Here is a 12,816-nt window from a genome sequence, read left to right as displayed (position 1 = left end):
TATATGCCATTATTTACCCCTCAAGACCTTGTGCCTTTAGCAAAAAGGAATTTGGGCCTAAGACTTACTGCAAATGTTACAGAGGCTAATTCAGGTGGATTTGGCGATGCAATACCTTTATCTCATCTTGGCGGTGCTAAAGATATTATAGAGTTTTTAACCTTGGCTTTTCTTCCTGAGTTGCCGAGAGATCAGATGGAGGTTATTTATAATCGATATAAAGAAATCGATGTGCACTCAAGTGAGTGCATGCCACGTTTGATATTACACTATGCAGCAAAGAATAATATTGGAGATGCTAAAGAGAGGTTATCTAATAAAAAAGAGGATGCAATATCGATACTTTTCTTTAAATTGGAGCTTGCATCGATTGAAGTTGAAGCAAAAAAACTAGCATCATTTTATACTTCTACCTCAATGATAGCTCCTTTAGAATTAATCACAAATCAATTTCCTTATTTAGCTCAAGAGTTAGCTTATAATTTTAATGAAAAATTTTTTTTACGCTTGAAAAAAAATTGGAATGCCTATGCAACTAGCGCTGATATGGATTATCTATTTTTATCGGACACTGATTCCCATGTTCAAAAATATGAGCAGGGTTATGATTTTAATAATTATCCATTAGGTAAAGTTGGTCGTCATCGCTTTGAGACAATACAGGTGATAAAGCAGGTGATGTTTTTAGGCGGTGAACACCGCACTCCTGATACGGAGAAGAATTTAGATCAACGTATTTACAACGCTATAAAGAGTATTATGAAAGATTCATTATATACATCATTAAATCAGCAACAACATATTATTGAAATAAAATTATCGCAACATCGAGATTATCCTGTTAATTTTAAAAGGGCTTGCAATGCAATGGTAATGCTAGTCGTTAAACTACAAGAAAGCGAACAGCTGTCCTCAGAAGAATCGCTTGATCTTTTAAAAAAGACAGAAGGTTTAATCGATAATCCAGCAGAATATAAGTCATTTCTTACGGCGGCAAACAATTACCGTATGGTTGCTGGAGGTCAATTATCAGCATACATGATGTTAATTGCTGGTTGGGCTGCTAAGATTATGACAGTAAATTATATTGGTGATGCGTGGATTAGGTTCGCCACTGAGAAACTCGAATTAATCTCAACATCCCAAGAACTTGCTGATGTTAGCCAAGCCTATTCCATAAGCTTATAAAAGTCTAAACAGCATGACCTCCATCAACCGTAAGAACTGTACCTGTAATCCAACTTGCTTTTTCTGAAGCAAGAAATAAAGCCATATGAGCAATGTCATTTGGCGTTCCAGGTCTTTGTAATGGGATATTGTTCAGTAGATAATTCCATAATTCTGGATTGGTGGTAGCAGTATCCTCATTCATTCCTGACTCTATAACACCAGGCGCAATCGTATTTACTCGTATCCCATATTTTGCTAGATCCAAAGCGGCATGTTTCGTCCATTTATTTAACGCGGCTTTTGAGGCACCATAGCCAATACCTTTAGGCATGGTGATTGTTCCACTAATTGACGAAATATTTATAATGCAACCTTTATTTCCAACATCTACCATATTCTTAGCACAAAGCTGGGTTAAATAGAGTGGAGAAATACAATTGATTTGGAAAACTTGTAGCATTTTTTCTGGAGGTAATTCAAATATTGTTTCACGAGAAGATATACCAGCGTTATTCACTAATATGTCTACACGTCCTAAATTATTAATTGCTTGTTCAGCAAAAATTGGGACTTGATTTATATCGGAAAAGTCTGCATAAAATGCTTGAGCCTTTCCTCCTATCTTTGTAATCGCATGGAGGGTTTTCTCGGCACCTGAGGCGTCACTATGATAACTAATGACTACTTCTGCTCCTTGTTCCGCAAAAGCTATAGCTATTCTTTGGCCTATGCTGCGATTTGCTCCCGTAACAATAACCTTTTTCTTTTTAAAATCCATAGAGTCCTCGTGAAACAAAGTCGGTTAAATTTTTTGTAAGCTATGAAATGTACAAGAAATTTAATTACTGTTAAAATGAATTGTAGCTAATAATTTAATAAAAAAATGGAATTTTTATGCGTTTTTTTTCGTATGTTTTATTCGTTTTTCTGACTATATCAACAGTTCACGCTGAAATCAAAATAGGAACTATTCATTATTATCCTCCATTTATTATTAATAAAAATCAGGGATTTGATATTGAATTAATGAATTACATTTGCCAAAAAATAAAAATCAAATGTTCATTTGTCCAGATGAATGACAACGAATTATTTAACGCTTTAGAAAATAGAAAGGTTAACCTTCTAATAGCAGGTATAATGACCTCTCCTCATAATGAGGGAAACTTTATATTTAGTTTGCCCTATTTGCCTGTTCGTGCTGTCTTTATTGTACCTGCTCAAAGTAAACTGAAACAGGAAACAGAGCTCCAGGGGAAAAAAGTGGGAGCCGCAAATGATCTCAATGGTGAAGTTTTTGTTGATTATTTACAAACCAATTATCAGAATCAATTACAAGTTAAAAAATACGACTCTCCTGAGAATTTAATTAATGATCTAGAGAATGGTTCTTTATCTGCTGCATTTGTTCGTGAATTCTACGCAAATTATTGGCAAAATAATGGGTTAGCCAACATTAGGGTACTAGGAAAACCCCGAGAAGTAGGAAATGGAATGGCGATTGTCGCTGTACCTGAAGAACAGCCATTAATTGATAAGATCAACAAAGAACTACAAACCATTGAAAAAAATGGCCACTATCTAAAATTATATAAAACCTATTTTGGTGATAAATATTAGTGCATTTTTGTAACTATAGAACAAATTATTTACCTTATATTATAGAAAAGTTTTTACCAAAAAAATCAACTGACTCATTCAATATTTTGCTAATATATATATATAGGCTCTGTTGGCAATTCAGATTCCAACTTCGCGAGTTGGATGCAGGATCAAGCTTCACTCTTACAAAAACCAAAGAGTTTTATTTTTGGCCAAGTTACTGGCGCCCGTGACCAAATCGCGAAACGTAAATGTTGAATTTTATGAATTATCAACAAACTCTAGCATTTTGTTTAATCAAAAATATATTTTGGAGTTTCAAAAATGTCCGATAAAACACGCAAAGGTTTTAGTAAATCTTTAGACTGGAATATAACTACTGATAAAAACAGAACAAAAACACTGAGCGAAAATACAAAAACAATTGCCAAAGAATTGGATAAAAACCCAATACCCGATAACGACCAATCAAATTCAGACAAGAAGAAGTAATCAATGTTCTTGACCTTAAATTAACATATAATACTTGCATTTTATTTATAAAAATTTATTATTGCTGTAACTGAATTTTAGAAAAGGAATTGATCATGATGCTTTTTAAAAGGTTTATTACTCCTAATACCCTCAGCAAAGTGATTAAGAATCCCCCAGCTTCCTCTAACTTTTTTAAACAGATGGATTGGTCTGTAGTTAAAAAAACCGAACAAGGACAACAAATAAGCAAATCTGTTCAAACCATTGTGAAGGAACTTGAAAATACTTCAGCATCTGATGCTCCAGGCCCCCTGCTAAAAAACTAAGGAACCGTCCCTGGTTATTTTGATTAGAGTATTGTGCAGAAACTTTGTGATTTTTTAGAGGCTAAAGTATCTAACTCTTCAAAATGTTCAGGGGCAGTAGAACGTAATACATCAAAGTGTTCTTTATCCAAAATATTAAGTTCACCCTCTTGAACAACAGCTACTATGTTTTTCTCGAGCTCATTAATTGCTGTTGATTTAATATCTGACTGAACAAAAGCAATTTTAGCAGAACCAAATTTACTGGGATCAATTACTCTTTTCATACTGGTAGAAATAGTAAGATCTGCATTTTCGTAAAGTTCTTGTACACTAGTTGCTTTGCTATTAAGTTGGCTTTGATTAATAAAATCCATGTATTGCAATAAATTGACTATATAGATTGTATTGGTCTCACAATCTACAACAACGGCCGGTTTATTATCCTCAAGCTCCTGATTTTGTTCTTTACTGAATTTTTTCTCAATTGCTAACTCGTTATTTACAACACTAATAATTACTTTTTTTGACTGGTTATCCTGAATAACTTGTGGAAAACGCTCACTAACACTACGATATGAGTTTAATACATACTCTGGGGGCGTGACAAAATCATTATTTTCAATTCCTCTTTTGATAACACCCTCAACTGCTTTCTCAGGTTTTCTTGTTGAAACTGATATTAAATAGGTTCCATCCTTTTTTAAGCCTATGTCAAGCCAAGTGGGCCAAATATTGCACATTTCTTTGAACACATTAGGGACTTTTTTATTTTGATCCATGCGACGAGATAAGAACTCTCCACTCATATTGTAAGTGACAACAGCCTCATCATGAGTCAATGTACCAATATGTTTTTTATGGGTACCCTTGACACAATCATCGTCATAATAAATTGTTCGTTTTCTATCCACGGTAAGAAGTGCAAGCTCATCTAATGCGTATCCTGTTTGTTGCTGTAATTGCAACGCAAAGCTTTCTGTTGTAATCGACTTACCACTTCCAGGTCCCCCTGCCATCAATACTGTAAAACGATCTGGATAACTGCTTAAAGGTTTTTCGAGAGAACCAATAAATGTATTCGCATCAACTGCCGATACTAATGGTAATGCTTCAAGCTTGCCGTTTCCAATAAGTAATTCAATTTTATTTTCTGCAATGGTTGACAATGTTGTATCTAATTCTTGTTTAAGCAATGCATCGGCTACACGTCTAACGGCTAACTCAGTTATTTCAGAGTCGGATAAAGTGATAATCTCCTTTTCTCTTCGTTTTAAAAGTTCTGCTTTAGCTTGGTTAAAAAAATGATGTATTCGTGGATGTTCCTCTCTTGTATCACTATTGGTTACAATGGAACAAACCCAACTAAAATATTTTTCACGTAGTCTTAACAGATCTGATTCGGGGAGATATGGGATGATATGTTGTACATGAAAGTCACGTACAAATTGACCAAAATCATTATTTTTAGGGGGCGTTTTTACTAACAATGGAATTAAAGCCCCTGTGACTTGTAAAGAGCGGCGTTCCGTCTCAAAAACCATCAAGTTACCGATTGATGAACCATCATGTCCCTTATAACGTCCAAACGCCTTCAATATCTGTGTTAGCTCTTCTTGCTTGTGGACTGAGTTTTTTATTGCTGTAAATTCAACGGTATCATCTTGAAATATATCGGGAAATGATTTTTTTCCAGATAAAAGCACTGACTCAATAGAGCAAGAACTTTCATTGAATTTTTTCCAATTGTTTTCTGAATAAAACCGAACAATACTTGTATTGCCACCTAAATACATCTTTTTGGATAATTTTGATAATTTGTTTAATTTATTTAATTTCGTCAACATAATGAACCCCTTTTCATAGAGTGGTTACATCATACAAAAAATATCTTAATTAAATATTAAGCAATGAGAACATTTATTTACTTATGTGATTTTAATATGCATAAACCTATGTGTATTTATGATTCTATAATTAAAAGGCATTACTCAGAGCTTACCAATTTATAGAATCGAAAGTGAGACGCAACATCCTATACAAGTCCAAGCATCGCGCTGATGGAGGAGTCACAATGAAAAATCCTTATGGTACCAAAGAATACAATGCCTTATTTCAAGAGAATGAATCAGAAATTGCCGACCCACAAGGGCGTCCCATATACGATAAAGGGATATCATGTCACGTGTTTGCCATAGCAAGCCCGATTCATTGGACTACCTGTAAAGAGCTAAATAACCAATACTGTGAAATTGGGATGCAAAAAGAACTGGAACGTGTAATGAACGATATCCCATCCCCTATAGGTGAGGAACTGATACTAGAACGGCAAACGAACATGCATGATATTCTTCAACTTCGAAATAACCAAGAAACTTGTTTACAAGTTGATGAAATCTACCTATGTGGTGGGTTCCGTGAAGGAAAATCTTGCCCCGAGCACATGTGGCTAGAAGATGCTACACATAATATGTCTTTAGACACCTTCATCAATCGAAACGGGATTGCATTGAGAAATTGCACAGGGAATTTGAATCAAGGGTTTCAACCTGGATGCGAAGGCCATCAATTCGAAGCGAACGACATCATTCGGGTGAAAGTTTCGGGATACACCTACGGGCAGCTAGTAGCTATAGCCGCTGGCTCGGAGCAATGTGATGCTTAGACCACTCAAGCGATGCCCAAATTTCCTCATGCCATTGCGGACAAACCGCAAGTGCTTATGGCTATCGCTGCAGTCAATCGAGCCAGAGAAACCCTAAATCAGGGCGGAGATAGACATGCAGCACGAAATGCTGCATATGTGCATCCAGATTGGCTATTTGCGATAAAAAACACGAATAACCGATTGGCTAAAGGAGGTTTTACTTCCAGCAACGATACAACACTTAATTGACCATAATCAGACTAAAGAAGCGGATCACGAGCAATTTTACCAGGCCGTATTAACATCAATCGAGAGGTTCGTACCCCATGTCAGACAGGCCCAAAATCTAATGGATCAGATAGGTCAACTCGATCTAGGGGGATCTCAAGATACAATAACAAATCAATTGCAAGCTATCAAAAATAATATTTTGCAAAATTCTAATTCATCAAAAGATTTATCCGACAAATGGATAGAGTTAGCTGGCGATTTAAAGGATAAAGTGCAATTATATCAGGACTATCAAAAAGCAAGACAAGAGCTGGTTGCTTGTAAATTTAGTAGTAATGATGCCCGTATCAACAAACTTTTAGCCGATTCTGCCCTAAAAATAGGACAACAAAATATGACGATGGGACAAATCAAAGCGGTCATTGAGCTTTTAAATTTACAAACACAAGCATTAAAAAATTCACCCGCTGAATCACTTAGAACACTCATAGATCTAGGAAAACGTATGCCTGGCCGTCAAGAGTGGGCCCAAGATATTGAAGAAGCTATGGCGACATTGCCTCTTGCACATCGGGTCAACTTTCCAACTAACCAGAGTAATTCGGTAAAAGCAGCACTTTTGATTTTAACGCAGGGACAAAAGGAACATGCGATAGCCTTATTAAACAACCCTCAGATGTTCACCGAGAAGATAAATAAAGCAATCCAAAATTTGAATAAAGAACTTCACCCTGAACCAGATGAAGAAGAATTTGAGCCTAATAATATGCGGTTTAATTGTTGAGTATCACAGATACTGAAAGAGCTAATTCATTAAATCTTAAAACTTGGGCAATCAGCTCTTTCCGTTAAGTCAATGGATTTTCATAAAGTTGTAAATAACGAATCGCTAGATGATATGAAGCGTAATCAGTAATATGTCCGGAATCACGAAACATGGGTATACCATTAATGTCCGCGCTACATTGGCCTTTGAGACATTGAGCTTGTTTCGGATCAATAATTATTAATTGCGTATATTTCCTTTTAAGACGTTCAAATAATTCATCTTGCCAATTTGATTGCATCGCAAAATCACATTCTTCAGATTGATACTTCTTTCTCAGTTTAATATGATAAAAAAAACAATTATAAGAATTATTGACTACAATTGTTTTAAGTAAAACAGGTGTGGCGCCGGAAGCAATAATAATTTGCAAGGCATTATCTAATGCTTTTTCGATTCGTTGTTTCGTCAACTCTACGGACTCATTGACAATGAGTTTACCGCCTAGATATCCATCCCAATTTTGTCCTAAAATCACAAAATCATAATGATTATTTTTTATCATATTATAATAACGGTTGATTTGTTCGTGGCATGCAGCATAAACCTCTTTATTCCAATCATATTGCTCAACTCCCGGTAGAGTGAGGCATGCCGCAGTTGCATGAGCCAGAATAGATATGTTCGCTTTTTTTGCAAGAGCATCCATAAATCCCCATAAATGATTCGCATGAGAATCCCCAAACATGAAACCCGTTCTTCTATTTGGGCTTTTTGCTCCAAGAACACAATTATTATTTATTTCAACGCTCTTGTCTTTAAGACATTGCGCTCTGATCGGATAGGAATATTGTTTTAGCTGCTTATCAATTTGAGCCATTTCATTGAAACGTTTGGGGTATCCCTCCTGCTTTTTGATTGTGTAATCCCCTAAATGAATTAAAAAACCAGGAAGTATACATAAATAGATTAGGCTGTAACCAAACCTAATGGTGTGAAATTTACGTGCTGGTTTCTCAATAAATCGCCAAGAAAAATAAGCAATGATGAAGGTTAAAGTACATGCATACATTAAAACAAGGGATGTCTCTTCAATTTTTAAATAACGAATAATCACAAATATTGGCCAGTGCCAAATATATAGTGAATAAGAAAGTAAACCGATAAACACTACAGGTTTCAAGGAAAGAAAGCGGCTTAGAAATGTCTGAGGATAGCTTGTCCCCGAAATGATCAGAATACTTGTTGCACAACACAAAACAATAGCATACCAATTTGGAAAGCCTATATGAGTATTCGCATTCATTGCTATATAAAATATACTTATAACTGCAACGATATTTAGACTCTCTATCCAATACCTATTCAATGAAAATTGATTTTGTCTAAATACAATACATGAACCTATTAAAAATTCAAAAATGCGACTCAATAATTGATAGTAGTTTTTTGCCGGTTCATTTGTTGATAAAAATAACGCTAAAATTAAAAAAAATGCTGTGAGTAAATAAGTTATTTTTGCAATATGCTTTTTATTAACAGTTCGATAAATGCCATAGATTATTACAGGTAGAATCAAATAACATTGCCATTCTATTGATAATGACCAAGTATGTAACAAAGGTAATTGATTCGCATTTGGTGAAAAATAACCTTTTGTTGCTCTTTCAAAAAACATATTTGAAAGAAATAATGAAGTTTTTCGAGCACTTTTGGCATATTGAATCAAATCCTCAGGCAAATAAAAAATCAAGGAAAGCAAAAAAGTACTTACAATCAAACAAATAAATATGGGTTGCAATCGCCATAATCTTCGGCTATAGAAATCAATGAACGAAAAACGATTATTTTGCAAAGCTCCATAAATAATACTGGTGATTAGAAATCCTGAAATAACAAAAAAAATATCTACACCGATAAAGCCAGAAGGAAATAACTTCACACCTGCGTGAAAAAGGATTACCAACAAAATAGCAACCGCTCTTAAGCCATCAATATCCGGCCGGTACTTCATTGTATGTATATCCACTCACTATCACACTGTTTTTTTGATTTTTTTGATTTTTCAACAGTTATTGTCCAATCAGGACCAGATCCAATTTTATGGATTTTAGCAAAACTACCTTGATTTGTTGCTATTGCCAAATGAAGCAGGCTATTTAAATAAAGTAAATCTTTACCTTTTGAAATATCGCCAAATGTTTTTTGGTATAACAGCAGACCTACGAACGTGTTATGATTTTTGTGATAGATCCTCACTTTATAGCATGCACCAGGCTCAAAGCCATATTGCTCTAGTAATTGCTTATCAATATTAGTCCAGAGGTTTCCATATTGAGGATCAAGGATTACTATTGTACCTTGTAATTTATCATTTTCGATCGTAGCTTTTTGATACGGGATTTTTACAATTGGTTCATAAAGCTTAGGGCCAACTTCTTCAAATGAAATCTTTCCAGAAGCTAATTTTGCAGCAGTATAGCCATACACATCTCTACCAAAAAAAGTATTAGAGGAGCCAGAACCGTCTAAACGATTTTTGGTTTCATCTATCTCCCGTACTTCTTTAATTCCAAATCGATTATCAATAAGAGTTAAGGTTCCATTGTCAGGAGTTACAAAATATTGTCCATTATTTGTTAAAACAACTATAGAACGACGCTTAGTCCCAACCCCAGGATCAACTACGCTTATAAATACAGTGTCTTTTGGCCAATATGGGGCAGTTTGATATAGGCGATATGATGCCTCCCAAATATTATAAGCGGGTATTTCATGTGTTAAATCTGAAATAATAAGTGAAGGATCTACAGTGTACATCACCCCTTTCACTTCACTAACCGCACCATCTTTAGTACCAAAATCACTTTGAAATACCACAATAGCTGATTGAGCCCTGCAGGTTAATAAGCAAAGAAAAAAAACAGCAACACGTTATTTAAGTTGTAGAAGATATGCTTTATTTTTACCATTAATGAATTCATTTATTTTTAGAGTTATCTATGATAAACATCTGATAGATTATGGTCTATACCCAATACTCTTTTTATTTCAATATTATTTAAGTGATATTGCAGATAATCTAATCAATAACAATGTTTTTTAATCTTCTTCATCAATTTGTACATTAAAAGTAGTAGATGTGCTGCCACATTTATTAGTGACATGAACAAGAACATCGAAATTATCTTTGCCATCCGCTTTAATTTTTATTCTGCCATTATTTGAATCAATAGTGACTTGATTTACTTTGTTATGAGGATGTGCCTTTACAGAATAAATTAAATTTTCTCCTTGAAATGCATGGCTTGTTGGAATATCAGCTGTGTTAAAGGCAACTATTTCCCAATTTTCAATTGGAGTAACAACTTGTGGTTTGCAGGATTTAGTACCCTGATTTGCAAATACCACTGATGAAATGAAACATATTAGTAGGCTTGATAGTGGTTTAGACATTTCATCATCCCTCACAATATATTTGTTGGTAAAATACCTGGTGAATCTAAAAAAATACTGTGCGCTAATAAGCACTCTTATAAAAGAGTGCTTTAGTAAACACTTATTTCTTATTTAAAGCATCTAAACGCTGAACAGAGGGATCTAATCTATCTAATGCTTGAAAAGGAAGCATCCAACCAGGATACTCAGGTGGTAAAGAACTAACCTCGTCTAACAGTTTTATTTCATCTGAGGATAGCTTTAGAGCTACTGCGCTAAGATTATCTTGTAACTGATCAATACGCTTAGCGCCAATGATCACAGAAGTAACAGCGGGTCTGGTGAGCAACCAGGCTAATGATACACGAGCAGCACTGCAATGATGATGTCTTGCAATAGGCTCCATAACCTCAAGAACTCGCCACACTCTCTCCTTATCCACAATTGGGAAATCAAAATTGGAACGGCGAGAATCTTCTGGCTTTTGATTATCACGGTTAAATTTACCTGAAAGCAAGCCACCAGCTAAAGGACTCCAAACAAGCAAGCCCATTTTATCTTCTTCCAGTAAGGGAATAATCTCGCGCTCAAGGTCGCGTCCAGCAAGCGAATAATAGGCTTGTAACGTATCAAAATGAACAAGATTCTTCAGCTGAGAAACACCCAAGGCTTTTGCAATTTTCCAAGCTGGCCAATTGGAACAACCAATATACCGTACTTTTCCCTGTTCTACCAAGGTATCTAATGCTCGCAATGTTTCATCTATGGGCGTGATAGGATCACTTCCATGAATTTGATATAAATCAATGTAATCTGTATTTAAACGGCGAAGGCTTGCATCAACCGCTTCCATAATATGCTTTCTAGAAGCACCTATATCATTGTATCCAGGGCCAACTCTGCCGTATACTTTAGTTGCAATCACTACATCCTTTCTGGGGATGTTAAGATTTTTCAGCGCTTGACCAAGAACACATTCACTTTCACCCTCAGAATAAACATCAGCAGTATCAAAAAAATTGATTCCAGCATCAAAAGACGACTTTATAATTTCATCGGCATTTGACTGTCCGACTGAGCCGATTGCCTCCCAAAAACCTTTACCACCAAAAGTCATAGTACCTAAACAAAGACGAGAAACTAGTAATCCGGTATTACCTAAGGTTCTGTATTCCATAAGAAAATCTCTCTAAAACTTCATTTAAAAATTAAATAACATGATTACGAATATAAAGCAAATATAAATCAAAAAGGATAATCAGATACATCTAGTTTGGTGCTGACCAAATACGGCAAGACCTTGACTGCGAAACCAATGATCATCATTCTCTAAAAGATATTCTTTAAGGCCGGGAATATCATAAATATTTGTATATTTTGTCGTCATAAAATAACGTTTCCCAAATAAATGAAAATCTTTAACATCTTTAGAAGGACTTACTATAATTCGTCCATTAGGAATTATTTCAATCAATTTTTTTAAAAATTGCACTATCTCTTTTTCGTTTTCTATGCCGTTTTCTACGCCTAAAAGGTAGGGAATAAAAGCGGTATGAAAACTTTGCTTTCCATGGATTATAGAAATTTCCTCCACTGTTCCCACATGAAATTGAATTTTTTTATCAAGTTCAAAATCTTCTTTTCTTTTCATTTGAAGAGCTTTTTGAACTAATTCCACCATGTAATGAATATAGGTTCGTCTTAAGGAGTTAGGATGCCCGATCCATAGTAAAAAATGGATTAATTTCACTCCAGGGATCTTAATTAAAGCAGGATACCAATACGTAAGTGAGGTAAATAACTCACCAATTGAGGCTAGAGATTTCCCTTGGGCATCATATTCTCGGTAATGATAATATTTTTTAAATGCTTTCATCCAGGCAATCGTTATGGGATCTTTATCATAAACAGTTACTGATTTTGCTCCAGCCTGAGCCACTAAAAAACTACTGTTACCATGGCCAGGAATCACTAAAACATTTTTCCCTTCTACATCTGCGCGAATATTGTATCGACACTTTTGATTGCCCATCAAAGCCGAAGATAAATAGCGCTCTGCCCCCATGGGATATATTTGTACCTCTCTATTATCAGAGAGTCTGGTTACACGCCGTTCCAAAATCCATTTTTTCTCTTGCTTGCTTAAAATTGTTTCATAAGCGTGCATAATGACTTCCTGATTT

14 protein-coding genes are annotated in these 12,816 nt (G+C 35.1%); 7 read left to right on the top strand and 7 right to left on the bottom strand.

The features are described from left to right. The first annotated feature begins 3 nt into the window (after positions 1-3). Entirely contained in the window at positions 4-1,188 is a 1,185-nt protein-coding gene (locus tag EL220_RS08670; RefSeq protein WP_027270037.1) for a hypothetical protein, read from the top strand. A gap of 4 nt (positions 1,189-1,192) precedes the next feature. On the opposite strand, the gene EL220_RS08665 is transcribed toward EL220_RS08670, so the two are convergent. Continuing rightward, positions 1,193-1,948: an SDR family NAD(P)-dependent oxidoreductase gene (locus tag EL220_RS08665; RefSeq protein WP_027270036.1), complete on the bottom strand. Its 756-nt coding sequence runs from the start codon at positions 1,946-1,948 to the stop codon at positions 1,193-1,195. A 116-nt stretch (positions 1,949-2,064) separates the two neighbouring features. Between EL220_RS08665 and EL220_RS08660 the strand changes: the two genes are divergently transcribed. The 3 genes from EL220_RS08660 (at position 2,065) to EL220_RS08655 (ending at position 3,572) form a co-directional block, all read left to right on the top strand. Beyond that, a complete protein-coding gene (locus EL220_RS08660; protein ID WP_027270035.1) occupies positions 2,065-2,790 on the top strand; it encodes a transporter substrate-binding domain-containing protein in 726 nt (241 codons plus the stop codon). 306 nt (positions 2,791-3,096) lie between these two features. Further along, the gene (locus EL220_RS18175; RefSeq protein WP_164480579.1) at positions 3,097-3,264 is read left to right on the top strand and encodes a hypothetical protein; all 168 of its coding nucleotides are present in this window, start codon (positions 3,097-3,099) and stop codon (positions 3,262-3,264) included. A 95-nt stretch (positions 3,265-3,359) separates the two neighbouring features. Beyond that, positions 3,360-3,572 (top strand): hypothetical protein, encoded by a 213-nt coding sequence (locus EL220_RS08655; protein WP_027270034.1) that lies wholly within the window; start codon positions 3,360-3,362, stop codon positions 3,570-3,572. 23 nt (positions 3,573-3,595) lie between these two features. Here the strand turns inward: EL220_RS08655 and EL220_RS08650 are convergent, their stop codons facing one another. Beyond that, the gene (locus tag EL220_RS08650) at positions 3,596-5,398 is read right to left on the bottom strand and encodes a hypothetical protein (RefSeq protein WP_027270033.1); all 1,803 of its coding nucleotides are present in this window, start codon (positions 5,396-5,398) and stop codon (positions 3,596-3,598) included. Positions 5,399-5,625: 227 nt separating this feature from the next. Between EL220_RS08650 and EL220_RS08645 the strand changes: the two genes are divergently transcribed. The 3 genes from EL220_RS08645 to EL220_RS08635 all read left to right on the top strand — a co-directional run bounded on the left by EL220_RS08645 (position 5,626) and on the right by EL220_RS08635 (position 7,213). After that, positions 5,626-6,216: a hypothetical protein gene (locus EL220_RS08645; RefSeq protein WP_027270032.1), complete on the top strand. Its 591-nt coding sequence runs from the start codon at positions 5,626-5,628 to the stop codon at positions 6,214-6,216. Positions 6,217-6,228: 12 nt separating this feature from the next. After that, positions 6,229-6,447 carry a hypothetical protein gene (locus tag EL220_RS08640; protein WP_027270031.1) on the top strand — a complete coding sequence of 73 codons (219 nt, stop codon included), beginning with the start codon at positions 6,229-6,231 and terminating at the stop codon, positions 6,445-6,447. A 100-nt stretch (positions 6,448-6,547) separates the two neighbouring features. Beyond that, a complete protein-coding gene (locus tag EL220_RS08635; protein WP_027270030.1) occupies positions 6,548-7,213 on the top strand; it encodes a hypothetical protein in 666 nt (221 codons plus the stop codon). Positions 7,214-7,277: 64 nt separating this feature from the next. Here EL220_RS08635 and EL220_RS08630 read toward each other — a convergent pair whose 3' ends face one another. The 5 genes from EL220_RS08630 to EL220_RS08610 form a co-directional block, all read right to left on the bottom strand. After that, on the bottom strand, positions 7,278-9,209 hold the full coding sequence (locus EL220_RS08630) for an acyltransferase family protein (protein ID WP_027270029.1): 1,932 nt from the start codon (positions 9,207-9,209) through the stop codon (positions 7,278-7,280). Further along, complete coding sequence (locus EL220_RS08625) at positions 9,206-10,075, bottom strand: SAM hydrolase/SAM-dependent halogenase family protein (RefSeq protein ID WP_232002713.1); 870 nt, start codon at positions 10,073-10,075, stop codon at positions 9,206-9,208. Before EL220_RS08625 ends, EL220_RS08630 begins: the two co-directional genes overlap by 4 nt. Positions 10,076-10,297: 222 nt before the next feature. Then, entirely contained in the window at positions 10,298-10,651 is a 354-nt protein-coding gene (locus EL220_RS08620; RefSeq protein ID WP_027270028.1) for a hypothetical protein, read from the bottom strand. 103 nt (positions 10,652-10,754) lie between these two features. Then, positions 10,755-11,810, bottom strand: coding sequence for an aldo/keto reductase (locus EL220_RS08615; protein ID WP_027270027.1), 1,056 nt, complete (start codon positions 11,808-11,810; stop codon positions 10,755-10,757). Between the two features lie 81 nt (positions 11,811-11,891). Beyond that, on the bottom strand, positions 11,892-12,800 hold the full coding sequence (locus EL220_RS08610) for a hypothetical protein (RefSeq protein ID WP_027270026.1): 909 nt from the start codon (positions 12,798-12,800) through the stop codon (positions 11,892-11,894). Between the last annotated feature and the right edge of the window lie 16 nt (positions 12,801-12,816).

The organism is Legionella sainthelensi (genome assembly GCF_900637685.1).
Lineage (GTDB): Bacteria > Pseudomonadota > Gammaproteobacteria > Legionellales > Legionellaceae > Legionella > Legionella sainthelensi.
Note: the sequence above shows the minus strand (reverse complement) of the source record. Positions and strands in the feature narration are given on the sequence as shown.